This window comes from Amycolatopsis thermophila (assembly GCF_030814215.1).
GTDB classification, from domain to species: Bacteria; Actinomycetota; Actinomycetes; order Mycobacteriales; family Pseudonocardiaceae; genus Amycolatopsis_E; species Amycolatopsis_E thermophila.
Genome location: NZ_JAUSUT010000001.1, coordinates 1,706,114 through 1,721,120 on the forward strand (window position 1 = coordinate 1,706,114; position 15,007 = coordinate 1,721,120).

Genomic DNA, 15,007 nt, shown 5'->3' on the forward strand with positions numbered 1-15,007 from the left:
CTTCCCCACGTGGAGCCGACGAACCCGTGGACACGACACCCGGCGATCCCGCCGGCGGTGCGGACGTCGCTGACGCTGGTGGCCATCGCCGGCGCCGTCGTGGCGGTCGTGCTCGGTGTGGTCTTCGTCGGTGACACCGTCGGCACGGCGCTCGACCGGGGCGTGTACGACGCGCTCAAGGGCAGCGTGCCCGAGCCGTCGGTCGGGTTCGACGTCTCGTGGGTGATCGGCACCGCGGGTGATCCGGCGTGGGCCGCCGGGCTCGTGGTGATCCTCGCGGCGGTGTGCTTCGCCGCGGGACGCAGGCGGCTGGCCCTGCTCGCCGTCGCCGGGCCCGTCGCGACCGGGCTGGTCACGACGGTGGTGAAACCGCTGGTGGACCGCACGATCAACGGCGACCACCTGTCCTACCCCAGCGGGCACACGGCGTTGCTGACGTCGCTCGGGATCGTCGTCGGCCTGCTGCTCACCGACCGGTTCCGGCTCGGCCGCGCCGCCGGACCGGGACTCGTGCTCGGGCTGGCGCTGCTGTGCGCCGCGGCGATGTCGTGGTCGCAGACGTCGTCGCGCGTCCACTACCTGACCGACACCCTGGGCGGGTTCTGCAGCGCGCTCGCGCTGGTCACCGCGGCCGGCCTGATCATCGACCGAGTAGCCGATCGGGTGAAGGTCAACGGGTAACGATGCTTCCCACCGGGGCGACTGCCCTTGTGGCGAGCTGTGCAGCCGTGGCTCGTGGGGGATGAGCGGAGGTCCACATGGGACACAGGTTGTGCGCGGAGAGCGAGTACCCGGCGGCGTTGCTCGCCGTCGCGGCGTACCGGTTGCCGGGGAGCGACCGGGCGTTCCCCGCCGGGCCGTTGCCGTCCGAGGAGTGGGCGGCGCTGCTGGAGGCGGCGCGCGAGCACCGGATGACGGGTCTGCTGACGGCGGCGATCGGTGCGGGCGCGTTCCCCGCGACGTGCGGGCAGGCGCGCGAGGTGACGTCGGCGCACGCGAAGAACCAGATGCGGGTGCTGGCCCTGGAGGGTGAGCTGCTGCGGATCCTCGGGCTGCTGGAGGGCGCGGGTATCGAGTCGCGGGTGCTCAAGGGCACGGCAGCGGCGCACCTCGACTACCCCGATCCGGCGCTGCGGTCGGTCAACGGCCTGGACGTGCTGGTGCGGGCGGACGACATCGCGCGGTCCGTCGCGGTGCTGGGGACGGCGGGTTTCGAGCGGACGCCGGCCGAGCCGCGGCCGGGGTTCGACCGGCGGTTCGACAAGGGCATGACGTTGCGGCCGCCGGCCGGGTACGAGCTGGACCTGCACCGGACGTTCGTGCCGGGGCCGTGGGGCCGGATGGTCGACCTCGACGCGGTCTGGGACGCGGGCGAAGAGTTCACCGTCGCGGGGCGGGCGGTGCGGGCGTTGTCGCGGCCGAACCGGTTCCTGCACGCCTGCTACCACGCGGCGCTCGGGAACTGGCCGTTGCGGCTGGGGTCGTTGCGGGACGTGGCGGAGATGCTGCGCGTGCTGGACCACGCGCCGGCGGAGGTGCTGCGGACGGCCGCGGCGTGGGGTGCGGAGGCCGTGGTCGCCGCGGCGGTGGCCGACGCGGTGCGGTTGCTCGGCATCAAGGTGCCCGGGGAGCTGGCCCGCTGGGCGGTCGCGTACGTGCCCAGCGCGCGCGAGGAATCCTGGCTGGGGCTGCACGCGCAGCCGGACAAGACGTTCGCCGCGCAGGCCCTGGCGACGCTGCGGATGCTCCCCTGGAGGGACAAACCGGCCTACCTGAGAGCCCTCGCCTTCCCCGACGCGCACCACACGGAGGCCCGCCACCACTCCCCCCTGAGCCGATTCACCTACGCCCTGCGCGAGGCGCGGGGAGGTGCGCCGGTGAAGTAGTACGCGACCCGCGGGTCGCGGGGTTCGCGGTTCCGGGGACCGCGCGGCGGACCGAGCACCTCCTCGCGGCGGACCGCAGCGGAACAGCCGGCGAAACGAACCTCGTGCGGCGACCGACTCCCCCAGGTGACCCGAGCCGTGCTGTCCGTGCGGGATTCGCTGCCCACCGCGGTGCGACGCCCGATGCTGGTTCTCGCGCCACCGGCGGCGATCGCCGTGGTGGTGGTCGGGCTCCTGGTGCACGGCCGGAGCACCCCGAGCGCGTTCGACCGGTGGGCGCTCGACGCGTCCGGCGGCCCCGTCCCGTACCCGTCGCAGCAACGGCTCCTGGCGCAGGTGGTCGATTTCGCGGGCGAGCCGGTCGGCGCCGGACTGCTCGTGACCGGGTTGATCGCGTTCTGCCTGGTGCTCGGGCACCAGCGGTCGGCACTGCTCGCGATCTTCGGTCCCAGCCTGTCGGTCGCGGTGACGACGGTGCTGAAACCCGTGGCGCGACGCACCATCAACGGCCCGCACCTGTCGTTTCCCAGCGGCCACACGGCGATCGTGACGGCAGTGGCGCTGGTGTTCGCGTTCGTCGTCGTCGACCGGCTGGGGCTGGGTCCGCGCGCGGGCACGACGGTGGTGCTCTACACCGCGGTCACCGCGGGCGGCATCGAGGCGTGGGCGCAGTACGGCATGGTCGTGCACTACCCGTCGGACACGCTCGGCGGGTTCTGCGTCGCGCTCGCCGTCGTGCCGCCGTCCGCGTGGGTGGTGGACCGGGTCACGCGTGGGGGCGGAACACCGGTTTGACGGGACGGCCCCCGATCCACGGCGTCGGGTCCTCGACGTCGAGCGCCTTGCGGTACACAGCGCAGGCCTGGGCGACGACGTCCACGGTCCGGTCGATGTCGTCCTCGGTCAGGGCGCTGCTGACCACGAAGGACGGTCCGAGCACCCCGCCGGCGACCAGCTGCCGCAGGAACAGCGTGCGGTACGGCTGGGACGGCCGGAACCGCGAGTCGAGCGTGCCGAACACCAGGTTGCTGGCCCGGCCGCGCACGACGACGTGGTCCGCGACGCCCATCGCCGCGGCGACGTCGCGCACGCCGGACGCCAGCCGCTCGCCGAGCGCGTGCAGCCGGGCGGCGATGCCCTCCTCGGCGTAGGTGTCCATCACCGCCATCGCCGCGGCCAGCGAATGCGTCTCGGCGCCGTGCGTGGTCGACAACAGGAACACCCGTTCCCGCGTGTCGCGCAGCCCGCCCAGCTCCATCAGCTCGCGCTTGCCGGCGAGCGCGGACACGGCGAAGCCGTTGCCGAGCGCCTTGCCGAACGTCGACAGGTCGGGCGCCACGCCGTAGTAGCCTTGCGCACCGGCCTCCGACCAGCGGAAACCGGTGATCATCTCGTCGAACACCAGCACGGTTCCGTACCGGTCGGCCAGGTCCCGCAGCCCCTGGAGGTAACCCGGCGGCGGCTCGACCGCGGTCGCGGCCTCCAGGATCAGGCACGCGACGTCGTGCTGCCGCAGGACGTCCTCGGTGGCGGCGAGGTCGCCGTACGGGAACCGGACGGTCAGGCCGGCGATCTCGTCGGGGATCCCGGCCGGCATGCCGGTGGTGGCGATGAACCAGTCGTCGGTGGAGAAGAACGGGTGGTCGGCGCAGATCGCGACCACCGGACGGCCGGTCGCGGCGCGCGCGAGCCGCACGGCCGCGGTCGTGACGTCCGAGCCGTTCTTGGCGAACTTGACCATGTCCGCGGTCGGCACCGTGGCCAGGAACTTCTCCGCCGCCGCCAGTTCGACGATGCACGGGCGTACGAAGTTGGTGCCGCGACCCAGCTCGCGGCGCACCGCGTCGACCACCCGCGGGTGCGCGTGCCCGAGGCTCACCGACCGCAGACCCGACCCGTACTCGATGTAGGAGTTGCCGTCGATGTCCCACACGTGCGCGCCGCGCCCGTGCGAGATGACCGGCGCCAGACCTTCCGGGTACTGGTCGTCGCCCTTCGCGTAGGTGTGCGCACCACCGGGAACGAGCGCGTGCAGCCGCTCGTTGGCCTCGGCCGACCGGGGCAGGATCTGCGCGTCCATGACTGTCACCTCAGGGCTCTCAACGCGTCGGCCAGCGGGGGCGCACCCCGGTCGCGGTCGGAGGTCAGGGTCACCGGCAGCGGCCACGGGATGGCCAGGTCGGGGTCGTCGAAGGCGATGGCGACGTCCTCCGACGGGTCGTGCGGCCGGTCGATCCGGTAGGAGACGTCGGCGGGGTCGGTCAGCGCCTGGAAGCCGTGCGCGCACCCGGCCGGCACGTACACGGTGACCTGTGTTTCGCCGGAGAGCCGGAAGTACTCCGCGTTGCGGAACGTCGGCGAGCCGGGCCGCAGGTCGACCACGACGTCGAACACCTCGCCGGAGGAGCAACGGACCAGTTTGGACTCGCCCGCGCCGGACCGCAGGTGCATCCCGCGGACCACGCCCTTCACCGACCGGGACAGGCTGTCCTGCGCGAACCCGTCCGGGTCGATGCCGACTGACGCGACGACCTCTCGGTCGAACGTGCGGGAGAAGAACCCGCGCTCGTCGACGTGCGGGGTGGGTTCGAACAGCCACGCCCCGGCGATGGCGGGGACCGGCACGGCCTTCATGCCCGGCTCCTCTCGATGACCGATTCGGACAGTGTGGCGAACTGGCGCTCCAGACGCTCGCGAACCACCCGGTTTCGCTCTTTCAGGACAGCACCCAGTTCCTCGCGCCGGTCCTCGAGCTCGCGGAACTGCGCGACCAGCCGGTCGAAGTCGGGTTCGCGGGCGGACTGGCAGAACCCGCCGAGTCCCATCGTCTCCATCAGCACGTCGTTCTTGCGCGCGTAGCCCAGCGAGATCGTCGGTTTCGCGGACTTCAACGCGCACAGCACGTTGTGGTAGCGCGTGGCGACGACGACGTCGACCGCCGCCATCTGGCGCATCAGGTCCTGCAGCGAGGTCAGCGGTTCGGCGACGATGTCCGCGCCCGGCACGGCCGCCACGATCTCCGCGGGCACCTCGTCGTCGGCCACGTCGCCGGTGAACAACCGGATCGGGCGACCCTCGTCGGCCAGCAGGCGCACGAACCGCTTCACCGCGCCCAGGTAGGCGCGGTTGATCTCGTCCGCGCGGGCGCGGTCGTCGTTGCCGCCGTGGAAGGCCATCACGCCGACGCCCACCGCGCCGGTCGAGGGCCGCGGCTCGGGGTCGTCGAGCCCGAACGCGAGATCCGGGAACACCTCGTCGCCGCGCACGTCCACGCCCATCCGCCGCATGGCCTCGCGCGAATGCTCGTCGCGGAACGACCGGTAGTGCGCCAGCCGCGCGGCGCGCGTGATCACCCAGCGGGTCCCGCGCTTGCGCACCACGTCCGAACCGACGCTGACCAGCGCGACCTTCGTGCCGGTGAGCCGGGCGGTGACGCCGAGCCAGAGCAGCGAGTACGGCAGCGCCCACGGCCGCAGCGGCAGGGTCGCCTCCAGCACGCCCATGCCGGGCACGATCACCACGTCGAACCCGCGCACCCAGGCCCACGTGCGGAGCGGGTCCAGCAACTTGCCGAGCACCTTCAGCCCGGCCGCCCGCAGACCCGTCGCGTCGCCCGCGTGCGGTTCGTACCACTGCAGGTGGGTCGCGGGCGCGCCGTAGCGTGCGGCGAGTTGCTCCGGCCCCATGGCCAGGAACCCGAGCTGCGCATCGGGATACCGCTCGCGCACGTAGCCCATCACGCTGTCGAGCGAGCCGTCGTTGCCCAGGTTGCCCGATCCGAGGATGCCGAAGAACCCGATCCGCGTCACGAGATCAGCCCCACCTTCCGCAGTGGCTTGCCGCCGAGCCACTCGGCGATGACGCCGTAGCAGCGGCGCCGTTCGCTCGCCGACAGCGGCGCCCGGCGGATCGCGGTGAGGTACCCGGCGAGGTAGGCGGCGAACAACCGCGCCGTCGACTGGCCCTTCCGGCGCGGGTCGAGGTTCGCGCACACCTTCTGCACCGAGCCCAGGTTGTCGCCACGACCGGGGTGCTCGCGGCGGAAGAACATCACTTCGGGCACCTGGACGAACGTCCCGTAGAGCGCCAGCTCGCCGACGAGCTTGCGGCCGGCGTTGTGGTAGCTGTCGTGCGGTGCGATGCGGCGCATCACCGAGGTCCGGATGACGCCGTAGAAGTCGTCGCCGCCCTCGACGAACATCAGGCTGCGGAACCGTTCCGCGGCGTCCGGCGAATCGGTGGCGAGCGTGTAGTCGTAGTCCTCCAGCACCTCGCCCTGCTCGTCGACGATCGCCATGTACGAGTGCGCGAGGACTGCTTCGGGGTGCTCCTCGAGCGCCCGCACGCATTTTTCGAGCAGCTGAGGCGCGAACAGGTCGTCGTGCGCGGCCCACTTGAAGAGCTCGCCGCGCGCGGCCTGCACCACGAAGTTGTGGTTGGGCGCGGCGCCGATGTTGCGCGGCTGGCGCAGGTAACGGATGCGGTCGTCCGTCGCGGCGTACTTCTCGCAGATCTCCTGGGTGCCGTCGGTGGAGGCGTTGTCGGAGATGATCAGCTCGAAGTCGGTGAAAGTCTGCGCGAGCAGGTTGTCCAGCGCCTCCGCGACGTAGTTCTCCCCGTTGTAGACGGGCAGGCCGATGCTCAGCCTCGGTGCGTTCGTCATGGGGTCCTCGTTTCCTCCGGTACCGGGACGTGCTCGCGCACGGCGACGTGCAACTGGCTCCACCAGACGAACGCACCGGCGAACGTGGCACACGCGACGCCCCAGCCGGAGCCGACGGCCCCGGCGATCGCGGCGCCGGACAGCCCGCCGACGACGTAGAGCGTGGACGCGATGAGCTGGCAGCGCATGCTGCGCTTGGCCGCGCCCAGCGCCCGCAGACCGGACGCGGCACCGCCGATGAAGCTGGCGTTGAAGACGGACAGGGTGGCCGGGATGATCAGCGCGCGGGCAGTGTGCCAGACGTCGCCGAGCACCCACTCGCCGAGGTGGTCGTTCAGCACGAGCAGCAGCGCGCCGCCCCACAGCAGCGCGCCGAGCGCCTGGCTCCCGCCGAGGGCCAGGCAGAACGTGGTCAGCCGGCGGACGTTGCGCCGCACCACACGGGCGGCCTCGGGCACGGCGACGTAGGCGAGTCCCATCAGGACGGCCAGGAACGGGCCGAGCAGCAGCTCGCCGCCGCGCACGGTGCCGACCGCCGCGACACCGGCGATCGCGCCCAGCCCGTACATCCGGATCTGCGACCCGCCGCTGTTGCTGACGTTCTCGACCAGGTAGCGCGGGCCGAGGTCGCGCTGGTCGTGCAGCCAGCTGCGCACACCGCCCAGGCTCGGCCGCAGCCCGGTCTGCGCGTAGCCGAAGGCGGCGGCGACCGCGGCCGCGCCACCCCACGCGAGCAGGAACGCGACGACGCTGCCGTGCAGGTCGGCCAGCACCATCGCGGGGATCATCGCGACACCCCACAGGGCGTCGTTGAGGAACGACTTCTGCCCCTGACCGGCGGCGAAGAACGCGAACCGCCAGCTGTCCTGCAGCAGCAGCACGGGCAGGATCACGCCGAGCGCGATGAACGCGGGGCCGATGCGCCCGCCCACCACGATCCCGAACAGGACGCTGACCAGGCCGGCGGCGGCGCCGACGGCGAGCGCGGTCGCCGACGACCGGGCCACCGCGGCGCGCCACACGCCGGTGTCGACGCCGCTGAAGCGCACCATCAGCGGATCGGTCGCCAGGCCGCGCGAGACGTTGAGCATGACGCCGTAGGTGACCCACGCGAGGCTGAAGATGCCGAACGCGGTGACCCCCAGTTCGCGTGCCACGTAGATGCCGACGACGAAGTTCGTCAGGCTCGACACGGCCTGGTCGCCCAGGCCCCAGGACAGCCGCCCGGCCATCGCGCGCAGGCCCGAGGCCTTCGCGGTGGTCATGCGGTGGCGGCCGACGGTCACGCGATCACTCCTTCACCAGTCCCGCGTCCCGCAGCGCGGTGGCGGCGGCGGAGACGGCGTCGAATTCGAGTCCGGACCGGCACGTGACGTCGAGCAGGTCGTGGTCACCGTCGGCGAGGTTGAGCACCCACAGCATCGCCATCTGGGCCTGCTTGGCGTCGCTGCGGCCGCCCAGCGAGTCGTAGAGCCCGCGCTTGCCCAGCTGCGGTTCGCCGAACGGGCTGAGGTTGGTGTAGCGGCGGTTGCGGTCGAGGATCGCGCACGCCTCGCGCAGCACCGCGAGTGTGTCCGCCATCGCGGCCGGTGACACGAAGTCCGGGTTGTCGGCGGAGGTGTGGTACTCGGGGTAGCCGGCGTAGGGCGTCCGGGTGAGCGAGCCGACGCCGAGGTCGAACCCGGGCGAGCAGAACTGCCGCTCGTCGTAGCCGTACGGCGAGAACTCGGCGATCCGGTGTGGACGGCCGGCCAGCACGTGCTCCAGGACCCGGTCGATTTCGGCGTCCCCGCGGCGGCTGCGCTTGTAGGTCAGGTCACCGCGGTCGCCCGCGCAGGCGAGCACGACGCCGTGCTTGACCCGTTCGATGCGGTGCTGGTTTCGGGCCAGCCAGGTGATCGCGCCGATCGTGCCGGGCATGAACAGGAACCGGTAGGTGTACCACGGCTTTCCGGCGGCCAGTGCCTGCGCGAGCGACACCGCGACCGCGATGCCGGCGAGGTTGTCGTTGGCCAGTGACGGGTGGCAGACGTGGCAGGACACGATCACCTCGTCGTCGACCTGCCCGGGCACGACGTGCTCGCCGTAGCTGAGGTGCCCGTCGGCGAGCGTCGAGTCGATCCGGACGTCGTAGGACCCCTCCGGCAGCGCGTCCAGCGTCTCCTGCGTGAGGCAGAAGCCCCAGGCCGGCGCGTAGTAGCTGGTGCGGTACGGCACCCAGGACGGGCGGTCCGGGAGCGTGTGCAGGTGCGGCCGCAGCTCCCGCAGGGTCATCGTCGCCGCGACCGGGACGCTGTAGCCGACGACGTGCAGGTTCGACTCCGCGAAGTCGATCACGCGCTTGCCGTCGGCGTCGGCGACGTAGGCGTCGCGGATGTTCCACTCCGGCGGCACGGTCCAGTCGAACACCTGCGTGCCGGTGGGCACCTCGTGGCGGGCCAACGGGATGTGCTCACCGATGATGTCCAGCGTCGCGCGGACCCCGTCGCCCGTGATGCTCCGGCAGAGCGGGTACAACCGCTCCACCAGCGCGTGCATCTCGGCCCCGGTTCGCATCACAGGAACCGCAGGGTGTCGTCGACGTCGCCGTTCTCGCGGTGGTGCTTGAGCCGCGCGAGCCGGGTGAAGGTCTGCTCGAACGAGGAGTGGGTCAGCCCGTACCGCTGGTAGGCCTCGACCAGCTCGACCGCGCCGTCCTTGACCGACCACTCGCAGCTGAACCCGGGGACGGCCGCGCGGAACCGGGAGAAGTCGACCCGGTAGGACCGCGGGTCGGCGCCCGCCTCGCCGGTGATCCGCAACCGCGACCCCGGGACGGCCTCGACGACCTGTTCGGCGATCTCGGCGACGGTCACGTTGTTGCGCTCGGTGCCGATGTTGAACGCCTTGTCGTGCACCGCTTCCCGCGGCGCGACCAGCGCGGCGGCGAACGCCCGCGCGATGTCCCCGGCGTGCACCAGCGGCCGCCACGGCGTGCCGTCGGAGAGCACCAGCACCTCACCGGACAGGCACGCGTGCCCGACCAGGTTGTTCAGCACGATGTCCGCCCGCAGCCGCGGCGAAAAGCCGAACGCGGTGGCGTTGCGCAGGAAGACCGGCGTGAAGTCGTCGTCGGCCAGCTCGTGCAGGTCGTCCTCGACCAGCACCTTCGACTCCGCGTACGGCGTCACCGGCCGCAGCGGCGCGTCCTCGTTCACCAGACCCGCGCCGCCGGACGCGCCGTAGACCGAGCACGTCGAGGCGTACAGGAACCGGGACACCCCGGCGTCCTTCGCCAGGCGGGCCAGCCGGACGGCCGCCTTGTGGTTGATCTCGTAGGTCAGTTCCGGCGCGAGCGCGCCCAGCGGGTCGTTGGACAGCGCGGCCAGGTGGATCACGGCGTCCACTCCGGACACGTGCTCGGCGGTGACGTCCCGCAGGTCGACGCGGTGCCCGGGCGGGTCCTGCGGCGCCGGGCCGAGCACGCACTCGTCGAACAGACCGGAGTCGAGCCCGGTCACCTCGTGCCCGGCGGCGGTGAGCACCGGTGCCATCACCGTGCCCAGATACCCCTTGTGCCCGGTCAGCAGCACACGCATGGCTCAGCCCTCCAGCTGGAGACGCATCTTCGTGACGTGGAAGGCCTCCGCGTACCGCGCCTGGCATTCGATGCCCCGGACGCGGGCCAGCCCGAGGAAGGCTTCCCGGTCGTACCAAGGACGATGTCGCTGCGAGGGGTAGTGTCGTTGCAGCAATTCGACCTTTTTCTCGGCGAGTTCGCCGGACAGCGGCACGTACGCCGAGGGTGTGGTGAGGTCGCCGTCCCACTTGACGATCTCGTAGCCGAGGGTGAGGTGCCCGCGGAACGCCGTCGGCACCAGCTTCGCGAGGCCGCGGTGGTCCTGGTGCGCGTCGTCGGTGCGGGGTGCCAGGATCAGGTCCGGATCGGTGCGGGACCGCAGTTCCTCCAGGGCGTTCTTGGCCTCGCCCCAGTGCGCGGGCAGCCGCCCGTCCGGCATCTTGAGCACGGTGACGTCGAGGTCCGCGCCCGGGCAGAAGGCAGCGAGCGCGGCCCGTTCCTCGTCCTCGCGCTCGCTGCCGCCGCCGGAGAGCACCAGCGCGTCCACCCGCAGCCCCGGCCGGCTCATCCGCAACAACGTGCCGCCCGCGCCGATCGGGATGTCGTCGCAGTGCGCGCCGAGCACCACGATCCGCTCGAGCCGCTCCGGGATCAGCCCGATCACGCCGGCACTCGGTCCTTGTCCCACAGCGCCCACGGACGCACGCCGCGCGTGTAGCCCTCGTCCAGGGCGAACCGCTCCTTGACGGTGTCCGTCGGCTTCCAGAACCCGCGGTAGGGGTAGGCCAGCAGGCGGCCGCGCTTGGCCAGTTCGGCGCACCCGTCGGCGACCAGGTCACCGTTTTCCGGGATGTGGTCGAAGACTTCCTGGCGCAGCACGAAGTACCCGCCGTTCTCCCACAGCGGCATCTCGCTGACCGCGGTGATCGAGCCGACCAGGCCGCCCTCGTCCATTTCCACGCAGTGGAACGACGACTGCGGCGGCACGACCATCATCGACGCACCGGCGTCCGATCGCTCGAACCGCTCGATCATCGCCGGCAGCGGCGCATCGGTGAGCACATCGGCGTAGTTGGCGAGGAACATCCCGTCGCCGCCCAGGTGCTCGCGCACCCGGCGCAGCCGCTCCCCGATCGGCGACTCGATCCCGGTCTGCACGAACGAGATCGTCCAGTCCGCGATGTCGGTGGACAGCAGCTCCGCCCGCCCGCCGCGGAGCACGAAGTCGTTGGACGTGGTCTCCTCGTAGTTGAGGAAGAAGTCCTTGATGTGGTGGGCCCCGTAGCCGAGGCAGAGGATGAATTCGGTGTGCCCGAAGTGCGCGTAGTAGCGCATGACGTGCCAGATCAGGGGCCGGGGACCGACCATGGCCATGGGCTTGGGGACGTCGGAGGCGGTGCCGCCGCGCATCCGCATTCCGTACCCGCCGCAGAACAGGACGACCTTCACGTTGGGTTCACCTCGACGATTTCCAGGTGGGGTATGGGAAAGACGAGCTTGCCGCCCCATTCCCCGACGTAGGACAGCTGCTGGGTCAGTTCGTCCCGCAGGTTCCAGGGCAGGACGAGGACGTAGTCCGGCCGGTCCGCCGCGATGCGATCCGGCGGCAGGACGGGGATCCGCGTGCCGGGTGTGAACCGGCCGTGCTTGTAGGGGTTGCGGTCGACCGTGTAAGCGAGCAGGTCCGGCCGGATTCCGCAGTGGTTGAGCAGGGTGTTGCCCTTGCCCGGCGCGCCGTAGCCGGCCACGGTCAGACCGTCGTCGGCCGCGTCGATGAGGAACCGCAACAGGTCCCGGCCCACCCGGGCGACCCGCGCGGCGAACTCGGTGTAGCCGGACAGCTCGTGCAGCCCGGCCGCCTTCTCGCGGGCCAGCACGTCGAGCATGCGCCGGCTCGGTTCACCGGCGGCCTCGGCGGGCCGGGCCCACAGGCGGATCGACCCACCGTGCGTCGGCAGCAGCTCGACGTCCACAAGCGACAGTCCGCCGGAGGCGAGCGCCCGCTGCGCCGAAGCCACGGTGTAGTACTGGAAGTGCTCGTGGTAGATCGTGTCGTACTGGGTCTTCTCGATGAGCGTGAGCAGGTGCTGCACCTCGATCGACACCCACCCGTCGTCGGCGGCGAGCGCGCGCAGGCCCTTGGTGAACCCGATGACGTCCGGGATGTGCGCGTAGACGTTGTTGGCGACCACCAGGTTCGCCGGCCCGTACTGCTCGCGCACGGACGCGCCGGTCTCGGGTCCGAGGAACGCGGTCAGGGTCGGCACCCCGGCCTCCCGGGCCGCTTGACCCACGTTCACCGAAGGTTCCACGCCCAGGCAGCGGATGCCCTGTGCCACAACGTGTTTGAGCAGATAACCGTCGTTGCTGGCGACCTCGACGACGAACGAGCCGCGATCCAGGCCCAGCCGTTCCACCGCGCCGGCGACGAACCTGCCGGCGTGGTCCACCCAGGACTGCGAATACGACGAAAAATACGCGTATTCGGTGAACGTGTCCTCGGGCGTGATCAACGGCGGAATCTGCGCGAGCCAGCAATCCGTGCACACCCGCAGGTGCAACGGAAAGGTATTTTCCGACTCGTCCACTTGTTCCGCGGTCAGGAACGCCTCGCACGGTGGCGTCGCACCGAGATCGACGACACTGGCCAGGTGCGTGGAACCGCAGAGTCGGCACGTTGTCATGCCCCCTGATTCGGGGGACGCGAAGGACCTGTTACAAATACCGGCTCCGCGATCGCGCACCGAGCCCGAAATGAGACACAGGAACTACTTGCGGATCTCCAGCGTGCAGCACTTCGGTCCACCGCCCGCCTTGCGCAGTTCCGAGATGTCGACGAGCACCGGTTCGTACCCGCGCACCACGAGCCGCTCGGCCAGGGCGGTCGCCTCCACCGGGAGCACGACGTTGCGCCCGTCGGACACGCCGTTGAGGCCGAAGCAGGCCGCGTCGGCCCCGGTCGCGAGCACGGCGTCCGGGAACAGGCGCGCCAGGACGCGCCGCGATCCGGCGGAGAACGCCTCGGGGTAGTACGCGACCTGCGCCGGAGTGGTGTCGGTCGCCTCGCTGAGCACGAACAACGCCGTGTCGAGGTGGTAGTAACGCGGGTCGGTCAGCCGCAGCGACAGCACCGGCACGCCGAGCACCTCCTGCGCCTCCGCGTGCGCGGCCGGGTCGGTGCGGAAGCCCGTGCCCGCGAGGAGCATCCGGCCGGTCCAGGCGAAGTCGCCCTCGGCCTCGTTCACGAACTCCGGCATGACGACGTCCCGGTAGCCGTGCTCGACGAACCAGCGCCGGAAGTGCTCGGCCTCGGCGGCGCGCTGCGGGGCGCGGAAGCGGGCGCCCAGGACCCGGCCGTCGACGACCGTGCCCGAGTTCGCCGCGAACACCATGTCCGGCAGCCCGCGCTGCGGCTCGATCTCCTCGACCGTGTGCCCGAGACGGCGGTAGGTGTCGCGCAGCTCGCACCACTGCGCCATCGCGCGCTCGGCGCTGACCGGCTGCGCGGGGTCCATCCACGGGTTGATCGCGTAGTCGACGGCGAAGTACCGGGGCGGGCACATGAGGTATCGGCGGGTGGTCGGTACCCGGGTCGTCATGACTTCACGGTATGGCTCGATTCAGGAGCAATCAATCGCTGTTTCTTGCTCATCGACCTGCTAAACATTGCGTGTGAACACGCTCGACCAGCAGATCGTTTCGTGCCTCGTCACGAACGCGCGTGCCAGCTACGCCGAGATCGGGAAGGTCGTCGGACTGTCCGCACCCGCGGTCAAACGGCGGGTCGACCGGCTGCTGGAGACCGGGGTGCTGCGCGGCTTCACCGCGGTCGTCGACCCGGAGGCCCTCGGCTGGGGCACCGAGGCGTTCGTCGAGGTGCACTGCCGCGGCAACATCTCGCCGGCCCGCATCCGGGCCCGGCTGGAACCGCTGCCCGAGGTGGTCGCCGCCTACACGGTCACCGGCGCCGCGGACGCGATCGTGCACCTGCGCGCCGCCGACATCCACCAGCTGGAGACGGCACTGGAGCGCCTGCGCGGGCTCGAGATCATCGACCGGACCGTGTCGACGGTGGTGCTGTCCCGGCTCCTTGAGCGCCCGCCGAACCCCGCGACATGATGACGGTCATGACCGAACGCATCGTGTCCGAGCGACGGGGCAAGGTCGCCGTCGTCACCGTCGACGCCCCGCACCGGCGGAACTCGCTGACCCTGGCGCTGTCCACCGAGCTCGGGCAGGCCGTCGTCGAGGCCGAACAGGACGAGAACGTGCACGCCCTGGTCGTCACCGGTACCCCGCCGGCGTTCTGCGCGGGTGCCGACCTGACGACGCTGGGCAGCGCCCAGGAGGAGGGCCTGCGGGCGGTCTACGAAGGTTTTCTCAGCGTGGCCCGGTGCTCGCTGCCGACGATCGCGGCGGTCGGCGGGGCCGCGGTCGGCGCCGGGATGAACCTGGCGCTCGCCGCGGACGTCCGCCTCGCCGGGCCGCGGGCGAAGTTCATCCCCCGGTTCCTCGAGCTGGGTCTGCACCCCGGCGGCGGGTTCACGTGGATGCTCCAGCGCGCGGTGGGTATCCAGCGGGCACGGGCGATGACGTTGTTCGGCCAGTCCCTCGACGCGGCGGCGGCCGAGGCGGCCGGGCTGACGTTGCGCACCGTGGACGGAGACCACGACGCGTTGCTGGAGGCGGCACTGGAACTGGCGGAACCGGCGGCGCGGGCGCCCCGCGAGGTCGTCCTCGCCACGAAGTTCTCGATGCGGCAAACCTCGACCATGGCCGAGCATTCCCGCGCAGTGGACACCGAGATCGAACCCCAGGTGAAGTCCCTGAATTCGCCTGACTTCGCCGAACGTCTCGCTTCCATGCAGGCCGCGATCACCGCGCGGAAGTAGATGTTAC

The 15,007-nt window shown here is 71.3% G+C and carries 16 protein-coding genes; 5 read left to right on the forward strand and 11 right to left on the reverse strand.

Going from position 1 to position 15,007, the window contains the following annotated elements; translation table 11 throughout:
* Positions 1-57: 57 nt before the first annotated feature.
* From FB470_RS08290 to FB470_RS08300, 3 genes are all read left to right on the forward strand, one after another.
* Positions 58-681, forward strand: a complete 624-nt coding sequence (locus FB470_RS08290; RefSeq protein WP_306990158.1) for a phosphatase PAP2 family protein — start codon at positions 58-60, stop codon at positions 679-681.
* A gap of 77 nt (positions 682-758) precedes the next feature.
* Positions 759-1,886, forward strand: coding sequence for a nucleotidyltransferase family protein (locus tag FB470_RS08295; protein ID WP_306990160.1), 1,128 nt, complete (start codon positions 759-761; stop codon positions 1,884-1,886).
* 126 nt (positions 1,887-2,012) lie between these two features.
* On the forward strand, positions 2,013-2,681 hold the full coding sequence (locus FB470_RS08300) for a phosphatase PAP2 family protein (protein ID WP_306990162.1): 669 nt from the start codon (positions 2,013-2,015) through the stop codon (positions 2,679-2,681).
* Here FB470_RS08300 and FB470_RS08305 read toward each other — a convergent pair.
* The 11 genes from FB470_RS08305 to ddaH form a co-directional block, all read right to left on the reverse strand.
* The gene (locus FB470_RS08305) at positions 2,653-3,966 is read right to left on the reverse strand and encodes a glutamate-1-semialdehyde 2,1-aminomutase (RefSeq protein ID WP_306990164.1); all 1,314 of its coding nucleotides are present in this window, start codon (positions 3,964-3,966) and stop codon (positions 2,653-2,655) included. The two genes, FB470_RS08300 and FB470_RS08305, sit on opposite strands and share 29 nt — an antisense overlap.
* 5 nt (positions 3,967-3,971) lie before the next feature.
* Positions 3,972-4,520 carry a dTDP-4-dehydrorhamnose 3,5-epimerase family protein gene (locus FB470_RS08310; RefSeq protein WP_306990165.1) on the reverse strand — a complete coding sequence of 183 codons (549 nt, stop codon included), beginning with the start codon at positions 4,518-4,520 and terminating at the stop codon, positions 3,972-3,974.
* Positions 4,517-5,695, reverse strand: coding sequence for a polysaccharide pyruvyl transferase family protein (locus FB470_RS08315; protein ID WP_306990166.1), 1,179 nt, complete (start codon positions 5,693-5,695; stop codon positions 4,517-4,519). The genes FB470_RS08310 and FB470_RS08315 overlap by 4 nt, the downstream gene beginning before the upstream one ends.
* Positions 5,692-6,549, reverse strand: coding sequence for a glycosyltransferase family 2 protein (locus tag FB470_RS08320; protein ID WP_306990167.1), 858 nt, complete (start codon positions 6,547-6,549; stop codon positions 5,692-5,694). The genes FB470_RS08315 and FB470_RS08320 overlap by 4 nt, the downstream gene beginning before the upstream one ends.
* Positions 6,546-7,814 (reverse strand): MATE family efflux transporter, encoded by a 1,269-nt coding sequence (locus FB470_RS08325; RefSeq protein WP_306999135.1) that lies wholly within the window; start codon positions 7,812-7,814, stop codon positions 6,546-6,548. Before FB470_RS08325 ends, FB470_RS08320 begins: the two co-directional genes overlap by 4 nt.
* A gap of 25 nt (positions 7,815-7,839) precedes the next feature.
* Complete coding sequence (locus FB470_RS08330; protein ID WP_306990168.1) at positions 7,840-9,105, reverse strand: DUF4910 domain-containing protein; 1,266 nt, start codon at positions 9,103-9,105, stop codon at positions 7,840-7,842.
* Complete coding sequence (locus FB470_RS08335) at positions 9,105-10,127, reverse strand: NAD-dependent epimerase/dehydratase family protein (protein ID WP_306990169.1); 1,023 nt, start codon at positions 10,125-10,127, stop codon at positions 9,105-9,107. Before FB470_RS08335 ends, FB470_RS08330 begins: the two co-directional genes overlap by 1 nt.
* Positions 10,128-10,130: 3 nt before the next feature.
* Positions 10,131-10,772 (reverse strand): PIG-L deacetylase family protein, encoded by a 642-nt coding sequence (locus tag FB470_RS08340; RefSeq protein ID WP_306990171.1) that lies wholly within the window; start codon positions 10,770-10,772, stop codon positions 10,131-10,133.
* Positions 10,769-11,557, reverse strand: a complete 789-nt coding sequence (locus FB470_RS08345) for a sugar phosphate nucleotidyltransferase (protein WP_306990173.1) — start codon at positions 11,555-11,557, stop codon at positions 10,769-10,771. The genes FB470_RS08340 and FB470_RS08345 overlap by 4 nt, the downstream gene beginning before the upstream one ends.
* Positions 11,554-12,792 (reverse strand): class I SAM-dependent methyltransferase, encoded by a 1,239-nt coding sequence (locus FB470_RS08350; protein ID WP_306990175.1) that lies wholly within the window; start codon positions 12,790-12,792, stop codon positions 11,554-11,556. The genes FB470_RS08345 and FB470_RS08350 overlap by 4 nt, the downstream gene beginning before the upstream one ends.
* Positions 12,793-12,876: 84 nt before the next feature.
* Positions 12,877-13,707 (reverse strand): dimethylargininase, encoded by an 831-nt coding sequence (gene ddaH / locus FB470_RS08355; RefSeq protein ID WP_306990176.1) that lies wholly within the window; start codon positions 13,705-13,707, stop codon positions 12,877-12,879.
* Between the two features lie 73 nt (positions 13,708-13,780).
* Here ddaH and FB470_RS08360 point away from each other — a divergent pair, with 73 nt between their 5' ends.
* Together FB470_RS08360 and FB470_RS08365 are read left to right on the forward strand one after the other, a co-directional pair.
* Positions 13,781-14,227, forward strand: a complete 447-nt coding sequence (locus FB470_RS08360; protein WP_306990179.1) for an Lrp/AsnC family transcriptional regulator — start codon at positions 13,781-13,783, stop codon at positions 14,225-14,227.
* A gap of 8 nt (positions 14,228-14,235) precedes the next feature.
* Positions 14,236-15,000 (forward strand): enoyl-CoA hydratase, encoded by a 765-nt coding sequence (locus FB470_RS08365; RefSeq protein ID WP_306990180.1) that lies wholly within the window; start codon positions 14,236-14,238, stop codon positions 14,998-15,000.
* Positions 15,001-15,007 lie beyond the last annotated feature (7 nt).

Bases quoted from the DNA above. Each gene is read 5' to 3' on its own strand.
- ddaH (WP_306990176.1), bottom strand. From the start codon at position 13,707: ATGACGACCCGGGTACCGACCACCCGCCGATACCTCATGTGCCCGCCC.
- FB470_RS08350 (WP_306990175.1), bottom strand. From the start codon at position 12,792: ATGACAACGTGCCGACTCTGCGGTTCCACGCACCTGGCCAGTGTCGTC.
- FB470_RS08330 (WP_306990168.1), bottom strand. From the start codon at position 9,105: ATGCGAACCGGGGCCGAGATGCACGCGCTGGTGGAGCGGTTGTACCCG.
- FB470_RS08325 (WP_306999135.1), bottom strand. From the start codon at position 7,814: ATGACCACCGCGAAGGCCTCGGGCCTGCGCGCGATGGCCGGGCGGCTG.
- FB470_RS08335 (WP_306990169.1), bottom strand. From the start codon at position 10,127: ATGCGTGTGCTGCTGACCGGGCACAAGGGGTATCTGGGCACGGTGATG.
- FB470_RS08310 (WP_306990165.1), bottom strand. From the start codon at position 4,520: ATGAAGGCCGTGCCGGTCCCCGCCATCGCCGGGGCGTGGCTGTTCGAA.
- FB470_RS08365 (WP_306990180.1), top strand. From the start codon at position 14,236: ATGACCGAACGCATCGTGTCCGAGCGACGGGGCAAGGTCGCCGTCGTC.
- FB470_RS08295 (WP_306990160.1), top strand. From the start codon at position 759: ATGGGACACAGGTTGTGCGCGGAGAGCGAGTACCCGGCGGCGTTGCTC.
- FB470_RS08320 (WP_306990167.1), bottom strand. From the start codon at position 6,549: ATGACGAACGCACCGAGGCTGAGCATCGGCCTGCCCGTCTACAACGGG.
- FB470_RS08305 (WP_306990164.1), bottom strand. From the start codon at position 3,966: ATGGACGCGCAGATCCTGCCCCGGTCGGCCGAGGCCAACGAGCGGCTG.